Origin of the sequence: Microbacterium dauci (genome assembly GCF_030065535.1) — a bacterium.
Classification (GTDB): domain Bacteria; phylum Actinomycetota; class Actinomycetes; order Actinomycetales; family Microbacteriaceae; genus Microbacterium; species Microbacterium dauci.
Genome location: NZ_JASJND010000006.1, coordinates 293,938 through 311,169, shown reverse-complemented (window position 1 = coordinate 311,169; position 17,232 = coordinate 293,938). Strand labels below are relative to the sequence as shown.

Genomic DNA, 17,232 nt, shown 5'->3' with positions numbered 1-17,232 from the left:
GCCTCGGTTCCGGCGCTTCGACTCGCTCTGCTCGCGGGGCGACCGCGCGCTGCGCCCGCACCCCGCAACGCGGTCACCACCCCATCGAGCCGGGTCCGCCCTTGAAGGGACCGACGACCCAGCTCGTGATCCATCCGCCGTAGTACCTCCCAGGCTGCGGTACGACGACCTCGCCCGCCACGGTGCACTCGTCCATCCCCTGCCCGTACACGGACACCCGGTCGGCGAGAACCTCATAGCCGGGCTCCGGCGACGGATACCCCCACCCCGCCCGCTCCCGCACCCTGCCGCCACCGTGGACGTCGAAGTACCGCGCGGCGCCTTTGAACTCGCACACCGAAGAGCCCTCGGCATCCGTCAACGAACCGGGCACGAACGCGGCGATCGGCAAGGCGTAGACCGGCGGGTGGCTGGTCTCGAGAATCCGCACCACATCCGACGTGTCGACGATGACCTCACCACCGAGGGTGATGGTCACGCGCCCCTCGACACGCTCGACCCGCGGCGGGCGCGGATAGTCCCACACGCTCTCCTGGCCGGGACCGACTGGATCTGGTTCGGGATGCCGCATGTCCTCACCCTACGACCGCGCCACCGCCCGCGGGGCGGGCGATAATGGAGGCATGACGTCGGGGCGTCCAGTCGCGTACAGCGCCATCTCCACCGCTTCGCGCGTGGAGATCCTCCACCTGCTCCAGACAACCCCTCACCAGACCGTCGGCGACCTTGTCACCGCGACCGGCCTCCACGCCAACACCGTCCGCGAGCACCTCCAACGCCTCATCGAGCGCGGCTTCGTCGCGACCGAAACCGAGAAGCGCGCCGTTCGCGGCCGCCCCCGAGTGCTCTACCGCGCCGTCGACGGCGCCCAGGTCTCCAGCGACGAGCACCGCCGCAAAGTGCAGGCAGCCATCAGCCGCGGCGAGCTGATGCGCAAGGTCATGCCCGAGACCGCCGGGGCCCTCACCGGCGAGTCCCAGCACCAACTCGACGCCCTTGTCGAACAGCTGCTCGACGGCGGCTTCGACCCCGTCGTCGATGAAGACGACCTCACCGTCGAACTCACCCCCTGCGCGCACGCTGAGTCCCAGGCAGGACACCGCGACAAGCTGTGCGAGGTGCACCTCGGTCTCATGCGCGGCACCCTCCGCGAAGTCGGCGGTCCTCTCGAGGTCGTCGGGATGCGCCCCTCGTGCGACCCGCGCGAATGCGTCATCCAGCTCATGCGTCGCCGCCCCGACACCAGCGGCTGAGGCCCGCGACGGCGCGCATCGCCCCCCTCCTTCGACACCTACGCGCACGACCGGCTATTTTGCACGGCCCGAATATCCCCACGGGTGAGCCGCCCGATCGTAGGGTCGGAACATACCCGTGGAAGGACCAAGCCCGTGGACTTTCTGGACCCGCTCATCCTCGCTCGATGGCAGTTCGGCCTAACGACGCTGTACCACTACCTCTTCGTGCCGCTCACGCTCGGCATGGCCCTCACGGTCGCCGTGTTCCAGACGATCTGGCACCGCACCGGCGATGTTCGCTGGCTGCACCTGACGCGACTGTTCGGCAAGATCTTCCTCATCAACTTCGCGATGGGCGTGGTCACCGGCATCGTCCAGGAGTTCCAGTTCGGCATGAACTGGTCGTCCTACTCGCGCTTCACCGGTGACGTCTTCGGCGCCCCGCTCGCCTTCGAGGGCCTCATGGCCTTCTTCTTCGAGGCGACGTTCATCGGCCTGTGGATCTTCGGCTGGGACAAGCTGCCCCGCCGCATCCACCTCCTGACGATCTGGGCGACCGCGTTCGGCTCGATCATGTCGGCCTACTTCATCCTCACCGCGAACGCCTTCATGCAGAACCCGGTCGGCTACGAGTTCAACGCCGAGACCGGGCGCGCCGAACTCGTCGACTTCTTCGCACTCCTCACCAACCCGGTTGCCCTCGCGGCGTTCCCGCACACGATCTTCTCGGCGTTCATGTTCGCCGCCGCCGTCATCGTCGCCGTCGCCGCCTTCCACCTGCGCCGCGGGCAGCACGTCGACACGATGCGCCCCGCCCTCCGCTACGGCGCCTGGTTCATGATCGTCTCGTTCGTCGGCACCGCCATCAGCGGCGACCAGCTGGGGCTCGTGATGGTCGAGACGCAGCCGATGAAGATGGCCGCGGCCGAAGCGCTGTGGAACTCGGCCTGTGGCGCGGATGCCTCGTTCTCGATCTTCTCCATCGGCACGCCCGACGGCACCGAAGAGGTCTGGTCGCTCCGCGTGCCCTACCTCCTCTCGTTCCTGTCGACGCACACGTTCGACGGTTGCGTCGAAGGCCTCAACGACCTGCAGGCCGACTACGAGCAGATCTACGGCGCCGGCATCGACTACATGCCCGAGATCTGGGTCACCTACTGGTCGTTCCGCTGGATGATGGGCTTCGGCGGCATCGCCACCCTCATCTCGGTCGCCGGTCTCTGGGTCACCCGCAAGAAGGCGAAGCGCCCGGTCGCGGACTGGATGTGGCGCGTCGCGATCTGGTCGGCACCGCTCCCCCTCTTCGGCAGCCTCGTCGGCTGGATCTTCACCGAGATGGGCCGCCAGCCCTGGATCGTGTTCGGTCTCATGCGCACCGAAGACGGCGTCTCCCCGAGCGTGCCCGGGTGGACCGTCCTCATCTCGCTCGTCGCCTTCACCGCGATCTACGCCGCCCTCGCGGTCGTCGAGTTCCGTCTCATCCTGAAGGCCGCGCAGGCGGGGCCGCAGCCACTGCCCGGCGACGAGACCCGCCACTTGGACGACGAATCCCTCGACCAGACCCCGACGACGGTCTACTAGGAGCCCGCCATGGATCTCGCCACCCTCTGGTTCTTCATCGTCGGAGTGCTCTTCATCGGCTACTTCGTCCTCGACGGCTTCGACTTCGGCGTCGGCATGAGCCTGCCGTTCCTCGGCAAGAACGAGGTATCGCGTCGACAGGTCATCAACACGATCGGCCCGATCTGGGACCTCAACGAAACCTGGGTCATCGTCGCCGGCGCCTGCCTGTTCGCCGCGTTCCCGGAGTGGTACGCGACGCTGTTCAGCGGGTTCTACCTGCCGCTGCTGTTGATCCTCCTCGCGCTCATCCTCCGCGGCGTCTCGTTCGAGTACCGCCACCAGCGCGACTCGCTCGCATGGAAGCGCGGCTTCGACCGGATGATCGTCATCGGTTCGGTCGTCCCCGCGCTCCTGTGGGGCGTCGCGTTCGGCAACATCGTCCAGGGTGTGCCGATCGACGCCGACAAGGAGTTCACCGGCTCGCTGCTGACGCTCCTGAACCCGTACGGCCTGTGGGTCGGCCTGACGACGCTCTGCCTCTTCTTCCTCCACGGCGTGCTGTTCGTCGCACTGAAGACCGACGGCCAGGTCCGCGAGGACGCCCACCGCCTCGCCCGCCACGCGGCCATCCCGACCGTGATCCTCGCCGCCGGCACCGTCGTCTGGACGATCATGATCGCGGCCGGTCGCGAGGCACCGCTGTTGTGGCTCGTGGTCCTCGTCGGTGCGCTCGCGGCGGTAAGCCTCGTGGCATCCGTCATCGCGAACCTCCGCCGCGCAGACGGCTGGGCCTTCGGGTTCGGCGCCGCCACGATCAAGCTCGCCGTGCTCACGCTCTGGCTCGCACTGTTCCCCTACGTCATGCCGTCGTCGACCGATCCGGCGTTCTCCCTGACGATCGAGAACGCCTCGAGCACCGACTACACGCTGACGATCATGTCGTGGGCAGCGCTCGTCTTCCTGCCGCTCGTGCTCGCCTACCAGGCGTGGACGTACTGGGTGTTCCGCAAGCGGGTCACGCGCGCTCGGATCGAGCAGGCCGAGGCCGCCGGCGCCCACTGATCGGGCAGGATGGGAGCCATGCCTGCCGACGGTGACGCCCCCACCGGCCCGGTGACGCAGGGACGGGAGAAGCAGGGGACGCCCGTCGATCCGCGGCTGCTCCGCTACGCCTCGGCGTCGCGCGGCTTCTTCGTCGCCATCGCCCTCGTCGGCCTCGGGCAGACCGCGGCGATCATCGGCTTCGCCGCGCTCACCACTCGCGCGATCGTCGATGCGGTCGCGGGCGCGCCGCTGACCGGCACCCTCGTCGCCCTGGCCGCGGTCGTCGTCGCGCGAGCGCTACTGACGTGGGCGCGCGAGAGCGTCGCCGCACGCGCCGGCGCGCGCGTCGAAGCGCAGTTGCGGCACCGCCTGCTCGACGCGATCGACCGGCTCGGGCCGGGCTGGCTCGCCGGGGCGAACTCGTCGCGACTCGCGCTCGTCGCAGGTCGCGGCCTCGAAGCACTCGGTCCTTATTTCGGCCGCTACCTGCCGCAGCTGGTGCTCACGGCACTCGCGACGCCGATCCTCGTCGCGATGATGTGGTGGCAGGACTGGATCTCGGGCCTCACCGTCCTCCTCACGCTCCCGCTCATCCCGATCTTCATGATCCTCATCGGGCTCGCGACGACGCACGTGCAGCAACGCCAGTGGCAGACGCTCGCGCGCCTCGCCGCCCGCTTCTCCGACACCGTGAACGGCCTCTCGACCCTCACCGTCTTCGGCCGCCAGCACCGTGCCGGAGACTCGATCGAGCGCGTCACCGAGACCTACCGCCGCGAGACGATGCGGGTGCTGCGGGTGTCGTTCCTCTCGGGGTTCGCGCTCGAGTTCCTGGCATCCATCGCCGTCGCGATCGTCGCGGTGTCGATCGGATTCCGCCTGCTCGACGGGTCGCTCCCCCTCACGATCGGGCTCTTCGTCCTGCTCCTCGCACCCGAGGCGTACCTGCCGCTCCGACAGGTCGGCGTGCAGTTCCACGCGTCGAGCGAGGGCGTCGCCGCGACCCGCGATGTCTTCGCGGTCCTCGATGCAGCGGATGCCGCCCCCGCGGCATCCGCCCCCGCGACGGCCGCTGGCGCCCCCGAGCTGCGCGTGACCGCCCTGCGCGTCCGCGACCTCCCACCGGTCGATCTCTTCGCGCGGCCCGGTGAAGTCGTCCTCGTCGAGGGCCCGAGCGGCAGCGGGAAGTCGAGCCTGCTCGCCGCGCTCCGCGGCGCGACGCCGTACGTCGGGTCCGCCACCTGGCGCGGCGACGAGGTGAGCGCACTCGACCCGTCGACGTGGCTCGCGTGGGCCGGGCAACATGCCGGCCTCGTCGCGGGCACGGTCGGCGAGAACATCGCACTCGGCAGCGTCGTGATGCCTGCCGATGTCGTCGCGGACGCCCTCGTTCGCGCGCAGGCCGGCGAGCTCGACCCCGGTCGCGTGCTGGGTGTCCAGGGCGCGGGGCTCTCGGGCGGACAGGCGCAGCGCGTCGCGGTCGCACGGGCGTTCGCGCGGCGTCTGCATACGGGCGCGCCGGTGATCGCACTCGACGAGCCGTCCGCCGCACTGGATGCCACGACCGAGGCCGCGCTCTGGCGCGAAGTCCGCCGCCTGGCCGACGACGGCGCCGTCGTCGTGCTCGTCTCCCACCGCACGTCCGCCCGGACGATCGCCGACACCGTCGTGACGTTGCACCTGCCCGCGGAGGTGACCGCGTGACCACGACCGCCGCCGTCCTCCGCGGGGCGATGCCCTCGCTGCGCCGCTTCTGGCCGGCACTCGCGTCGGGCTTCGCCTCCGAAGCATCCGCCGTCGCCCTTCTCGCGACGAGCGCGTGGCTCATCGTGCGCGCGAGCGAGCAGCCGCTCGTCATGTACATCACCGTCGCGGTCGTCGGGGTGCGTGCGTTCGCGCTCACCCGCGCGCTGTTCCGGTACACCGAACGACTCACGAGCCACGACGCCGCACTGCACCAGCTCGCCCGCACTCGAACCGACCTCGTCCGGCGCCTCGTCCCCCACGCGCCGGCGGGACTCACCCGAACGCGGCGCGGTTCGGCGCTCACCGCGCTCGTCGACGACGTGGACGAGCTGCAGAACCTGCCGCTGCGCGTCGTGCTGCCGCTCGTCTCGTCGGCGACTGTCGCCCTCGGCGCCGTCGTGCTCGTCGCGCTCGTCTGGTGGCCGGCCGCGCTGACCCTGCTCGCCTGCCTCGTCATCGCAGCCGCCGTCTCGACACTGTGGGGCTGGGCCGCCGGATCCCGAGCGGATGCCGCCGTCGCCCCGCTCCGCGCCCAGCTCAGCGACGCCGTGGTCGACCACCTCGGCAGCCTCGACGTCCTCGCCGCCTACGGCGCAGCAGCGGCATCCCGCGACCGGATCGCCGCCGCCGACCGAGCCCTGCAGCGCGCCGTCGTCCGCCGCGCCGGCGCGCAGGCGGGGACCACCGCGCTCGTCGCCCTGCTCGCCGGGTTCGCGACGCTCGTCGCCGTGCTCGTCGCAGCGCCCGCCGTGCCCGATGTGCTCGGCGGCCCAGGGCTCGCGGTCGCGGTCCTCGTCCCGATGGCCGTCTTCGAGGTCTTCGCGGTCGTTCCACTCGCCGCGGCGTCGTGGCGGCAGGTGCGGGCCGCTGCGGCGCGCGTGTCCGACGTCGTGCCCGCGACGGTGCCGCCGCAGATCCCGGAGGCTGTCGCGGCATCCGGCACGGCACCGCACCTCGGCGCGGGTCTGGCGCTGCGCGGCGCGACGGTGCGGTGGCCCGGGGATACCGCGCCGACGCTGCACGACGTCGACCTTGACGTCCGACCCGGCGAGCGCCTGCTCGTCACCGGATCGAGCGGTGCCGGCAAGACGACACTGGCCCACACCCTCGTCCGATTCCTCGAACTCGAAGGTGGCAGCTACACCGTCGGCGGCGTCCCGGTGCGGAACCTCGCTCCCGACGATGTTCGTCTCGTCGTCGGGCTGTGCGAGCAGCGACCGATGCTCTTCGACGAAGACATCCGGCAGAACCTCCTCTTCGCTCGCGACACTGCGACCGACGCGGAGCTTGAGGCAATGCTCGATCGCGTCGGCCTCGGTTCCTGGCTGCGCGCCCGGGGCGGGCTCGACGCCCGCGTCGGCGAGCGCGGCGCCCTCATCTCGGGCGGACAGGCGCAGCGGCTCTCCCTCGCACGGGCGCTGCTGCACGGGTTCCCGGTGCTCGTGCTCGACGAGCCGACGGCGGGCGTCGACCCGGCGGCATCCGATGCCCTGCTGACCGACCTGCTGAGCGCCGTCGGCGACGAGCAGGCCGTCGTGCTGATCTCCCACGTAGCCCCACCCGCGGGCCTCATCGACCGCACCGTCCGGATCGACGCGGGGCGGGTCGTTTAGTCCTCGTCTTCGGCGGCCGCAGCGGCCGTGATGCGGTTCGCCATGCCGGTGAAGATGAAGCCGTGGAACGGCAGCACCGCGAGCCAGTACAACCGACCGGTGAGCCCTTTCGGGAAGAACACCGCGCGCTGGTCGTAGCGCGAGCCGTCGCCGTCGGGGCTCGCCCGCAGCTCCAGCCACGCGAGGCCCGGCACCTTCATCTCGGCGCGCAGCCGCAGCAGGTGGCCCTCCTCGATCGCCTCGACGCGCCAGAAGTCGATCGCGTCACCCGCGGTGACACGGCCGCGGCTGCGTCGACCGCGCTGCAGACCGACACCACCGACGAGGCGGTCCATCCAGCCTCGCACGGCCCAGAGGAAGGGTGACGAGTACCAGCCGTTCTCGCCGCCGATGCCGACGATGACCTTCCACAACCGCTCCGGAGATGCCGAACTCGTGACCGAGCGGACATCGGTGAACACGGTGCGGCCGGTCCACTCCGGGTCGCTCGGCAGAGGATCGCTCGGCACCCCCGAGATCTCGGCATCCTGCCAACTCGTCTCGATGGTGTCGGCGTCGATGCGTCCGAGTGCGAGCGCGACCGCCTCGCGGTACGGCGTCAGCCCGCCCTCGGGCCGCGGCAGCAGGTCGTCGACGTCGTGGTCGTCCATGACGCACTCGTTCTGGAGCGACGCGATCAGCGGCCTCGCGATCGACCGCGGCACCGGCGTCACGACGTTCACCCAGTGCGACGCGAGCCCGGGCGTGAACACCGGCAGCGCCGCGATCGGACGCTGCGGCAGCCCCGCCTCGACGGCGTAGCCGTTCATCATCTGGCCGTAGCGGAGCACGTCGGGCCCACCGATGTCGACGGCCCGGTTCACGTCCGGGTCGACGCGCGCGGCGGCGAGCAGGTAGTGCAGCACGTCCCGCACCGCGATCGGCTGGATGCGGTTGCGCACCCAGCGCGGCGCCGGCATGTAGGGCAGCACGTCTGTCAGGTGTCGGATCATCTCGAACGACGCCGACCCCGACCCGATCACGACGCCCGCCTGCAGCACGAGCGCCGGCACCTCGCCGTCGAGGAAGGTCTCCCCCACCTCGACGCGCGAACGCAGGTGCGGACTGAGCTCGACACCTGACGGGTGCAGCCCGCCGAGGTAGACGATTCGACCCACGGATGCCGCGGCCGCAGCTCCCGCGACGACGCCGGCGGCCTCGAGGTCGCGCTCTTCGAAGTCCTTCCCACCGCCCATCGAGTGGATGAGGTAGTACAGGACGTCGACGTCGAGGCACGCGTCTAGGACGGTATCGGGATCGTCGGCCGACCCCTCGACGACCTCGACCTGGTCACCCCATTCGAACGATGCGAGCCGCGCCGGGGTGCGCGCCAGCACGCGCACGCGATAGCCCGCGGCGAGCAGTCGCGGTACGAGGCGGCCACCGATGTAGCCGGTGCCGCCGAGTACCAGCACGCGCGGCGCGGACCCGTCCGAACGGGGCTCGGCGACGAGCGCGGGTTCACGGCCGGTGGGGGCGGACAGCTCACTCATGCCGGCCACGATAGGCGCGCAGCATCCGCCGGTCGCACGGGTTGCGCGGCGCGCACGGGGAGGGTACGGACACGCCCGGGCGCGCACCCACCGATACCAGTGGTTGTCAAGGCCTCGGCCCGAAAGTGCCGCCGGACCGGCCATTCGCGTAGCGTGGAACGATGCGTACACCGTCAGGACCGTCCGCCGTTCCGCCTTCTCAGCCCACTCCCGACACCCCCAGACTCGAGGTCGACGACGTCATCGTCGTCGACAAGAAGCGGGTCCGGACCGCCATCGGCGGCACCGTCGTCGGCAACTTCATGGAGTGGTTCGACTTCGGGATCTACGGCTATCTCGCCGTCACACTCGCCGTCGTCTTCACCGCCGACCTCCCCGATCCGTGGGGCCTGCTGGTCACCCTGCTCGGCTTCGCGATCTCGTTCCTCGTGCGCCCGTTCGGCGGCCTCGTCCTCGGCCCGCTCGGCGACCGCATCGGGCGCCAGAAGGTGCTCTTCCTGACGATGGCGATGATGGCCGTCGCGACGGCGCTCATCGGGGTCCTCCCCACGAGCGCGCAGATCGGGCTCTGGGCTATCGTGCCCCTCTACCTCCTGAAGATGGTGCAGGGCTTCTCGACCGGCGGCGAGTACGCCGGCGCGACGACCTACGTCGCCGAGTTCTCCCCCGACCGTCGACGCGGCTTCTGGTCGTCGTGGCTCGACGTGGGCTCGTACGTCGGCTTCGCCGCCGGTGCCTCGGTCGTGGCCCTCACGACCCTCATCACGCAGAGCATCTCCGGCCCCGACGCGATGATCGAGTACGGCTGGCGCATCCCGTTCCTCGTCGCCATCCCCCTCGGCATCGTCGCGATCTGGTTCCGTCTGCGGATTCCCGAGACCCCCGCGTTCGAGCAGGCGCACGAGCGCGAGGCCGCGGCCTCGACCGAGCAGGACGGGATCTTCGCCCGCCACGGTATCGGCGGCATCCTCCGTCATCACTGGCGGGAAGTGCTCATCGGCATCGCGATCGTCGCCGCGACCAACACCGCCGGCTACGCGCTCACGAGCTACATGCCCGCGTACCTCGAGAACGAGGTCGGGATCTCCAACCTCGGCGCCGCCGTGGCGACCGTCCCCGTCCTCATCGTGATGTCGGCCTGCCTGCCGCTCATCGGTCGACTGAGCGACCGGATCGGCCGCCGTCCGGTGTACCTCATCGCCGCCGTCTCGACGATCGTCCTCATGCTGCCTGCGTTCGCGATCATGCAGATCGGCGAGGAGTGGGCAGTGTTCGTCGCGCTCGGCATGGTCGCGATCCCCGTCGCGTTCTACGTCTCGGTGTCGGCGTCGGCGCTCCCGGCGCTGTTCCCGACGGCATCCCGGTTCGGCGCGATGGCGATCGCGTACAACGTGTCGGTGTCGCTCTTCGGCGGGACGACGCCGCTGTTCAGTCAGGGCCTGATCGAGTTGACCGGCAACCCGTTCATGCCGGCGTTCTACATCATGTTCTTCGCCGCACTCGGCGGTGTGGCCCTGCTGTCGATGCGCGAGTCCGCGAAGCGGCCGCTGCTCGGATCGGTGCCGACCGTCGAGACCCGCGACGAGGCCGAAGCGCTCGTCGAGCGCCAGGACGATGATCCGCTCATCGACACGTCGACCATGCCGATCGGACTCGTCAAAACCTGACCGGCCACACCCGGCGCACAACGCAGGCAGATCCGCTCCGGCGACCCGATCGGGTCGCCGGAGCGGTCGTTCTGCCTGAGTTATGAGCTCCGCGCGAGGTCAGAGCCGCAGCGAGAACGCCTGTGCGCCCGGGTGCGACGGCAGCGGTGTGAAGCCGAGCCGCGTGTAGAACGCGAGCGCGCCGGTGTTCCCGGCCCCCGCGACGAGGTGCAGCCGTTCCACCCCCTGCGCCCGCAGCGCGTCGGTGAGGGTGGCGATGAGCTTCCGCCCCCAGCCTTGCCCCTGCGCCTCGGGCAGCAGGTCGATGTGCAGGTGCGCCGGGTGCTCGTCACCGTACGGCTCGCCGCCGGGTCTGCGCCCATACGCGTACCGGAGCAGTCCTTGTTGGCGCGTCAGGGCCCCCTCTTGCAGGTCGCCGGACGGCTCGGGCCAGCGCTCCGCGAACTGCGGCCACCACTCGGTGCGGAACCACTCCTCGAATGCGCGGGTGTCAGGCGTGCCCACGACGTAGCCGATCGGCACGCCGTCGTTCCCCTCGACCACGAATGCGAGTTCGGGATGCCGCGTCGCGTACGGCAGCACGAAGATCTCACCCCACAGGTCGTCGTCCTCGAGCACGCCGGTCGCGTCGGTGCCACCGTCGCCGGTGAGCAGGCAGATGCGCGACAGCGCAGGCTCATCACCGGGACGGAACGGGCGGATGCCGACCATCAACGACGTCCATTCCCGAAGACGCCGCGGATCACCCCGGAGAGGATCGTCTGCGTCGTCTTCGAACCGAGGATCTGCTCGAGCGGCGACTTCTCGGCGCGGCGGGTCGTGCGGGTCGTGCCGGCGGTCTTCTTCAGGAGCCGGTCGTACTCCTTCTGCGCGTCGCGCTCGGCCTTCTCCTTCGCCTTGTCGATCGCGGCCTGCTGCTTCGCGAGCTCGGCGTCGGTCTTCGCCTTCTCGGCGGCTGCCTTGACCGCGGCAGCGGCGGCATCCGCTTCGGCCATCTTCGCGGCGAGGAGCTCGCGCGCCGATTCGCGGTCGATCGCGGTGCCGTACTTCGCGAGCAGCGGCGATGCCTTCACGGCGGCGACGATCGCGGGCTCGGGTGTCGGCGACATGAGCCCCTGCGGCGCGCGCAGCCGGGTCCACGCGACCGGCGTCGGCGCACCCTTCTCGCTCATCACCGTGACGATCGCCTCACCGGTGCCGAGCTCCTGCAGCACCCGCTCGAGGTCGTAGCCCGACTTCGGGTAGGTGCCGACCGTGGCACGCAATGCTTTCGCGTCGTCGGGGGTGAAGGCGCGGAGCGCGTGCTGGATGCGCGAGCCGAGCTGTCCGAGCACGTCGGAGGGCACGTCCTTCGGCGTCTGCGTCACGAAGAAGACGCCGACGCCCTTCGAGCGGATGAGCCGCACCGTCTGCACGATCGCGTCGGTGAACGCCTTCGACGCCCCATTGAAGAGGAGGTGCGCCTCGTCGAAGAAGAAGACGAGCTTCGGCTTGTCGAGGTCGCCGACCTCGGGGAGGATCTCGAACAGCTCCGCGAGCAGGTACATGAGGAACGTCGAGAACAGCTCCGGTTTGTCGGCGACGCCCGGCACCTCGAGCAGCGACAGCACGCCGCGACCGTCGGGGGCCGTGCGCAGGAAGTCGCGCACGTCGAACTCCGGCTCGCCGAAGAACACGTCGGCACCGCCGTCGGCGAAGGTGATGAGCTCGCGCAGGATCACACCGGCCGTCGCGGACGACAGCCCACCGAGCTCCTTCAGCTCGGGCTTGCCCTCGTCGCTCGTGAGGTAGCTGAGCACCGCGCGCAGGTCGGCGAGGTCGACGAGCGCGAGCCCATGCTCGTCGGCGTAGTGGAACACGAGCCCGAGGCTCGATTCCTGCGTCTCGTTGAGCCCCAGCACCTTGCTGAGCAGCAGCGGACCGAAGCCGCTGACGGTCGCTCGGACCGGGACGCCCTTGCCGACGCCGCCGAGCGCGAAGTACTCGGTGACGGATGCCGCGGGCTGCCAGTCCTGCCCGATGGCGACCGTCCGCGCGAGGAGCTTCTCGTTCGGCTCCCCCGCCGTCGCGACGCCCGTGAGATCACCCTTGATGTCGGCGGCGAACACGGGGACGCCTTTCGCGGCGAGCTGCTCGGCGAGGCCCTGCAGGGTGCGGGTCTTGCCCGTGCCGGTCGCACCGGCGACGAGCCCGTGCCGGTTGGTCATCGCCAGCGGGATGCGAATCTGCGCCGTCGCGACCGGGTCGCCGTTCACGAGGGCGCCGAGGTCGAGCGTGGCGTCCTGGAACGTGTACCCCGCGACGATCTTCGCGACCTCGTCGGCGTCGAGAGGACCGTCCCCGGATGCCGGTGCTGATGCAGGCGCGGGCACGTCTGCGGCCGGTGCGACGGCTGCCTCGGCCGCCGACTCGGGTGCAGTGTCCGCGGCATCCGGCACGACCCCACCCTTGGCAGCGGCGGCCCGCGCGGCGGCGAGCGCCGCCTGCGCCTGCGCCAGCTTCAGCGCCGCTTCCGCCGCAGCGGCCTCCGCTTCGAGGCGGGCGAGTTCGGCTGCTGCGACATCATCGGGCGCGGTCATGGCGCCCAGCCTAGCGAGCGATTCGCTCCCGTTCACCGGTCACCGGCACGACGAGTGCGGCGGCGACGAGCAGGGTCGTCGCGACGCCGAGGGTCGCCGCACCGAAGGTGTCGCTGAGCCAGTGCGCGTGGACCTGTGTCCGGCTGAACGCCATCAGCACGACCCACGCGAAGCCGATCAGCGCCACCCAGACACGCGGGAACACGATCACGGCGACCGTCGCGATCACAGCCGCATTCGCGGTGTGACCCGACGGATACGAGCCATGGTCCGAGATCACGAGCATCTCTTCGGGTCGCACCCTGCCGAAGATCCCCTTCAGCACCTGCACCACGAGCGCGCCGACGACCGAAGCCGCAAGGAAGAAGACCGCACCCCACGGTCGGCGGGCGAGCGCGAGCAGCGCGGCACCCGCGAGCGGGACGACATACGTCCCGACGACACCCGCGCCTACTGTGTTCATGAAGAACGACACGTCCCGGAAGCCGGGGAGGAAGGTCGTCACGTACGCGTTCCACCACGCGTCGAGGTCGATGAGATCGGAGTCGGTCACCGCCGTCGCGATGCCGATCCCGATCGCCGCCAGCAGCATCACGCCGCCGACGATCGCCATCCGCAGTCCGATGCTGATCACGTGGTCGTCGGCGGGGCGGCTCATCCTGACATCATGCCCGAGGCGCAGCTCGCGTGTCAGCCGAAACACCGCTCCCTATGAACCAGCCGTACCCACGCGACTTCCCAGGCCCGCAGCACATGCCGCCGCATAGAATCGAGGCGACCGCGCACCAGCGCCGCCCTCCCGAGAACGAGATCATTCCATGACCCCGAACCCGCCGTCCGGCAAGCGTCAGAGTGGCAACCCCGCCACGCAGGCCGACATCAACCTGACCGTCAAGCAGCAGCGCGAGCAGCAGAAGCAGCAGAAGCTCGCCGAGTACCAGCGGCAGCTCGCCAAGCGCAAACGCACGAAGGCCACGTGGTGGATCGTCGGCGGCGCCGCCGCGGTCACCGTGATCGCCCTCGTCGTGGCATCCGTCATCTTCACGCCCCGCCCCGTGAGCATCGACCGCGGCGACGGCGACGGGTCGGCCATCGAGGGCATCGAGACCTACGACCACACCGCCAACCACGTCGAGGGCGAAGTCGACTACGAGCAGACGCCGCCTGCCGGTGGCGACCACAACGCCGCGTGGCTGAACTGCGGTGTCTACTCCGAGCCGGTCCCCAACATCAACGCGGTCCACTCGCTCGAGCACGGCGCGATCTGGGTCGCGTACGACCCGGCCCAGGTCGACGACGCCGAGGTGTCGGCGCTGAAGGCCCAGCTGCCCTCGAGCTACACGATCCTCGCCCCCTACGAGGACATGGACACCCCGATCGCCGTCAGCGCCTGGGACGCCCAGATCAAGGTCGACTCCGCCGACGACGAGCGGATCGGCGAGTTCCTGCGCGCCTACTGGCGCAACGTCAACGGGCCCGAGCCCGGCGCTGCCTGCTCCGGAGCGGTCGAGGGCCCCGGTCGGCAGTGACCGCCACCGCGGACGGCGACGACCTCGCCGAGGTCCCCGAGCTCGCCGAGGAGCGCACCCTCCCGCCGTGGTGGGTCCTGCTCCTCGTCGCGCTCGCGATCGCCGGCATCGCGTTCGCGATCGGGCGGTTCTCGACCTTCGGCGTCCTCGGCGGGTCGCCGACCGATGACTCCGCCGAAGCGGGGTTCGCGCGTGACATGCAGGTGCACCACGCACAGGCGGTCGACATGGCGATGACGATGTATGCGAAGACCGACGACGAGCAGCTCCGGTCCCTCGCCTACGACATCGCCACCGGTCAGTCCGCCCAGCGTGGCGAGATGTACGACTGGCTCGTGCAGTGGGGACTCCCTCAGTACGGCGAGCCGATGGCCTGGATGGATGCCGCAGACAGCGGGCACGAGCACGGCGGCACCGACGCCGAGCCGATGACCGACGAGGAGATGCGGGAGGCCATGGGCATGGCATCCGAGCAGGAACTCGCAGACCTCCGCGCCGCGACCGGGAACGATGCGCAGTGCCAGTTCCTCACGCTCATGATCCGCCACCATGAGGGCGCGATCCCGATGGCCGATGCCGTCCTCGAGCTCGGCTCCGACGAGCGCACCCTCGCGGTCGCGGAGCGCATGAAGCAGGCGCAGACGTTCGAGATCGACGCGATGACCTCGATGCAGGAGCGCTTCGACTGCGGCTGATCCGCCGGAGACATGACGAAGGGGATGCCGCGCGCTGCGGCATCCCCTTCGTCGTCAGTCCGGGCTCAGCCCTTCGTCGAACCGGCCAGCAGGCCACGCACGAAGTAGCGCTGGAGACCGAAGAACACGATCAGCGGCACGATGAGCGAGATGAACGCGCCCGCCGGCAGCAGGTGCGTGTTCCGCCCGAAGTTGCCGACCATCTCGGCGAGGCGCTGCGTGAGCGGCGCGACGTCGATCGTGCCGCCCGAGAAGACGAGCGCCACGAGCAGGTCGTTCCACACCCACAGGAACTGGAAGATGCCGATGCTCGCGAGCGCCGGGACCGACAGCGGGATGATGATGCGGAAGAAGATCTGGGTGTGTCCGGCACCGTCGACCCGCGCGGCCTCGATGACTTCACCGGGGATCTCAGCGATGAAGTTGTGCAGCAGGAACGTCACCAGCGGCAGGCCGAAGATCGTGTGCGCGATCCAGACCGCCGGGAAGGTGCCGCTGATGCCGAGGTTCTGCGAGAAGATCTGCAGCAGCGGAATGAGGGCCATCTGCAGCGGCACGATCTGCAGCGCGAAGATGATGATGAAGATCACCGATGCGCCGCGGAAGCGGATCCACGAGAGTGCGTACGCCGCCATCGCCCCGAGCGCGATCGGGAACAGTGCCGACGGGATCGCGATCACGAGCGAGTTCACGAAGTACGAGCCCAGGTTCGCGCTCGACGCCCCCGACACGAAGAGCACCTCGGCGTAGTTGTCGAGGGTCACCGCCGGATTCGTGAAGATCGTCCACCAGCCTGACGACCGGATGTCGGCGGCGGGGCGGAACGAACTGACGAACAACCCGAACGTGGGGATCGTCCAGATCACCGCGATGACGAGCGCCGCAGCCGTCGCCCAGCGCGAGGTGAGGCGCTGCTTGACCCGCTTGGTCTTGCTCGGCTCCACGACCCTGTCGTTGCGAGGATCGGTGGCCGGTGTGGTGGTCGGTGCCACGCTCATCAGCGCACCTCCTTCTGCTTGCGCATCACTCGGATGTTGTAGATCACGATCGGCAGCACCATCACGAACAGGACCAGCGCGAGCGCCGAGCCCTTGCCGAACTCGCCGCGGTTGAACGCCTGCGTGTACATCTCGTTCGCGATGACGGAGGTGTTGAAGTTTCCACCAGTCATGGCGCGGACGATGTCGAACACCTTGAGCGTCGCGATCGTGATCGTGGTCACGACGACCACGAGCGTGCCGCGGATCGAGGGCACCGTCACGTTCGTGAACTGCTGCCACGCGTTCGCGCCGTCGAGGCGTGCCGCCTCGAGGTGCTCGACCGGCACGGCCTTGATCGCCGCGGAGAGCAGGACCATCGCGAAACCGGTCTGGATCCAGATCATGACGATGATGAGGAACACGTTGTTCAGCGGGGAGTTGATGAGCCACTGCTGCGGCTCGCCTCCCAGCCAGACGACGACCTGGTTCAGGATGCCGATCTGCTCGAAGCCCTCGGCTCGGTATTCGTACACGAAGCGCCAGATGATGCCGGCACCGACGAACGAGATCGCCATCGGCAGGAACACCAGCGACTTCAGGACCTTCTCGCCCGCCGACTTGTCGATGAAGACGGCGTACGCGAGCCCGACGAGCGTCGAGACCGTCGGCACCAGCACGACCCACAGCAGTGTGTTGCCGAGCGTGATGAGGATGTCCGGCTGCGTGAACATCCAGACGAAGTTCTCGATCCCGATGAACTCGCCACGGCGGTCCGTGAATGCGAGGTACCCGGTGCGGAGCGCGGGGTAGACGAGCCCGATGCCCAGCAGCACGAGCGCCGGCAGCAGGAAGACGAGCAGTTGTACGATGTCGCGCGCCTTCTTCGGCGTGCGATCGGCGAGGAAGAGGACGAGTCCGATCACCGCTGCGAACGCGGCGAGACCGATGACGAGGACTCCGAACTTCTCCCAGAGATCAACCCAGAAGTTCACGCGCATGCGCGCACCTCCGGAACAGGCAGGACCGACATGGGCACTTCCCTTCGTAGT

Annotated in this window: 15 protein-coding genes; 8 read left to right on the top strand and 7 right to left on the bottom strand. The window is 69.6% G+C overall.

What is annotated here, in order from left to right:
• Window positions 1-73: 73 nt before the first annotated feature.
• Entirely contained in the window at window positions 74-571 is a 498-nt protein-coding gene (locus tag QNI14_RS10280; RefSeq protein ID WP_283716502.1) for a DUF427 domain-containing protein, read from the bottom strand.
• Here QNI14_RS10280 and QNI14_RS10275 point away from each other — a divergent pair.
• The 5 genes from QNI14_RS10275 (at window position 570) to cydC (ending at window position 7,201) form a co-directional block, all read left to right on the top strand.
• Window positions 570-1,253 (top strand): ArsR family transcriptional regulator, encoded by a 684-nt coding sequence (locus tag QNI14_RS10275; RefSeq protein WP_283716501.1) that lies wholly within the window; start codon window positions 570-572, stop codon window positions 1,251-1,253. The two genes, QNI14_RS10280 and QNI14_RS10275, sit on opposite strands and share 2 nt — an antisense overlap.
• Window positions 1,254-1,388: 135 nt before the next feature.
• Entirely contained in the window at window positions 1,389-2,816 is a 1,428-nt protein-coding gene (locus tag QNI14_RS10270) for a cytochrome ubiquinol oxidase subunit I (protein WP_283716500.1), read from the top strand.
• A 9-nt stretch (window positions 2,817-2,825) separates the two neighbouring features.
• Window positions 2,826-3,860, top strand: a complete 1,035-nt coding sequence (gene cydB / locus QNI14_RS10265; protein WP_283716499.1) for a cytochrome d ubiquinol oxidase subunit II — start codon at window positions 2,826-2,828, stop codon at window positions 3,858-3,860.
• Window positions 3,861-3,878: 18 nt separating this feature from the next.
• A complete protein-coding gene (gene cydD / locus QNI14_RS10260; RefSeq protein WP_283716498.1) occupies window positions 3,879-5,546 on the top strand; it encodes a thiol reductant ABC exporter subunit CydD in 1,668 nt (555 codons plus the stop codon).
• Entirely contained in the window at window positions 5,543-7,201 is a 1,659-nt protein-coding gene (gene cydC, locus QNI14_RS10255) for a thiol reductant ABC exporter subunit CydC (protein WP_283716497.1), read from the top strand. The genes cydD and cydC overlap by 4 nt, the downstream gene beginning before the upstream one ends.
• On the opposite strand, the gene QNI14_RS10250 is transcribed toward cydC, so the two are convergent.
• Window positions 7,198-8,733, bottom strand: coding sequence for an SDR family oxidoreductase (locus tag QNI14_RS10250; protein WP_283716496.1), 1,536 nt, complete (start codon window positions 8,731-8,733; stop codon window positions 7,198-7,200). The two genes, cydC and QNI14_RS10250, sit on opposite strands and share 4 nt — an antisense overlap.
• Window positions 8,734-8,894: 161 nt before the next feature.
• On the opposite strand from QNI14_RS10250, the gene QNI14_RS10245 reads away from it, so the two are divergent.
• Window positions 8,895-10,400, top strand: coding sequence for an MFS transporter (locus QNI14_RS10245; protein WP_283716495.1), 1,506 nt, complete (start codon window positions 8,895-8,897; stop codon window positions 10,398-10,400).
• 99 nt (window positions 10,401-10,499) lie between these two features.
• On the opposite strand, the gene QNI14_RS10240 is transcribed toward QNI14_RS10245, so the two are convergent.
• Genes QNI14_RS10240 through QNI14_RS10230 form a run of 3 tightly spaced genes read right to left on the bottom strand, consistent with a single transcriptional unit; the run spans window position 10,500 to window position 13,637 of the window.
• Window positions 10,500-11,111 carry a GNAT family N-acetyltransferase gene (locus tag QNI14_RS10240; protein ID WP_283716494.1) on the bottom strand — a complete coding sequence of 204 codons (612 nt, stop codon included), beginning with the start codon at window positions 11,109-11,111 and terminating at the stop codon, window positions 10,500-10,502.
• Window positions 11,111-12,979: a helicase HerA-like domain-containing protein gene (locus tag QNI14_RS10235; RefSeq protein WP_283716493.1), complete on the bottom strand. Its 1,869-nt coding sequence runs from the start codon at window positions 12,977-12,979 to the stop codon at window positions 11,111-11,113. The genes QNI14_RS10240 and QNI14_RS10235 overlap by 1 nt, the downstream gene beginning before the upstream one ends.
• 10 nt (window positions 12,980-12,989) lie before the next feature.
• On the bottom strand, window positions 12,990-13,637 hold the full coding sequence (locus tag QNI14_RS10230) for a phosphatase PAP2 family protein (protein ID WP_283716492.1): 648 nt from the start codon (window positions 13,635-13,637) through the stop codon (window positions 12,990-12,992).
• Between the two features lie 160 nt (window positions 13,638-13,797).
• Here QNI14_RS10230 and QNI14_RS10225 point away from each other — a divergent pair, with 160 nt between their 5' ends.
• Both QNI14_RS10225 and QNI14_RS10220 read left to right on the top strand, forming a co-directional pair.
• Window positions 13,798-14,508, top strand: a complete 711-nt coding sequence (locus QNI14_RS10225; RefSeq protein ID WP_283716491.1) for a thioredoxin-like domain-containing protein — start codon at window positions 13,798-13,800, stop codon at window positions 14,506-14,508.
• Window positions 14,505-15,203: a DUF305 domain-containing protein gene (locus QNI14_RS10220; RefSeq protein ID WP_283716490.1), complete on the top strand. Its 699-nt coding sequence runs from the start codon at window positions 14,505-14,507 to the stop codon at window positions 15,201-15,203. The genes QNI14_RS10225 and QNI14_RS10220 overlap by 4 nt, the downstream gene beginning before the upstream one ends.
• A gap of 65 nt (window positions 15,204-15,268) precedes the next feature.
• On the opposite strand, the gene QNI14_RS10215 is transcribed toward QNI14_RS10220, so the two are convergent.
• Both QNI14_RS10215 and QNI14_RS10210 read right to left on the bottom strand, forming a co-directional pair.
• The gene (locus QNI14_RS10215) at window positions 15,269-16,201 is read right to left on the bottom strand and encodes a carbohydrate ABC transporter permease (protein WP_283716489.1); all 933 of its coding nucleotides are present in this window, start codon (window positions 16,199-16,201) and stop codon (window positions 15,269-15,271) included.
• Complete coding sequence (locus tag QNI14_RS10210; RefSeq protein ID WP_283716488.1) at window positions 16,201-17,181, bottom strand: carbohydrate ABC transporter permease; 981 nt, start codon at window positions 17,179-17,181, stop codon at window positions 16,201-16,203. The genes QNI14_RS10215 and QNI14_RS10210 overlap by 1 nt, the downstream gene beginning before the upstream one ends.
• Between the last annotated feature and the right edge of the window lie 51 nt (window positions 17,182-17,232).

Bases quoted from the DNA above. Each gene is read 5' to 3' on its own strand.
- QNI14_RS10275 (WP_283716501.1), top strand. From the start codon at position 570: ATGTCCTCACCCTACGACCGCGCCACCGCCCGCGGGGCGGGCGATAAT.
- QNI14_RS10280 (WP_283716502.1), bottom strand. From the start codon at position 571: ATGCGGCATCCCGAACCAGATCCAGTCGGTCCCGGCCAGGAGAGCGTG.
- cydB (WP_283716499.1), top strand. From the start codon at position 2,826: ATGGATCTCGCCACCCTCTGGTTCTTCATCGTCGGAGTGCTCTTCATC.
- cydD (WP_283716498.1), top strand. From the start codon at position 3,879: ATGCCTGCCGACGGTGACGCCCCCACCGGCCCGGTGACGCAGGGACGG.
- QNI14_RS10250 (WP_283716496.1), bottom strand. From the start codon at position 8,733: ATGAGTGAGCTGTCCGCCCCCACCGGCCGTGAACCCGCGCTCGTCGCC.
- QNI14_RS10245 (WP_283716495.1), top strand. From the start codon at position 8,895: ATGCGTACACCGTCAGGACCGTCCGCCGTTCCGCCTTCTCAGCCCACT.
- QNI14_RS10240 (WP_283716494.1), bottom strand. From the start codon at position 11,111: ATGGTCGGCATCCGCCCGTTCCGTCCCGGTGATGAGCCTGCGCTGTCG.
- QNI14_RS10235 (WP_283716493.1), bottom strand. From the start codon at position 12,979: ATGACCGCGCCCGATGATGTCGCAGCAGCCGAACTCGCCCGCCTCGAA.
- QNI14_RS10230 (WP_283716492.1), bottom strand. From the start codon at position 13,637: ATGAGCCGCCCCGCCGACGACCACGTGATCAGCATCGGACTGCGGATG.
- QNI14_RS10225 (WP_283716491.1), top strand. From the start codon at position 13,798: ATGACCCCGAACCCGCCGTCCGGCAAGCGTCAGAGTGGCAACCCCGCC.
- QNI14_RS10215 (WP_283716489.1), bottom strand. From the start codon at position 16,201: ATGAGCGTGGCACCGACCACCACACCGGCCACCGATCCTCGCAACGAC.
- QNI14_RS10210 (WP_283716488.1), bottom strand. From the start codon at position 17,181: ATGCGCGTGAACTTCTGGGTTGATCTCTGGGAGAAGTTCGGAGTCCTC.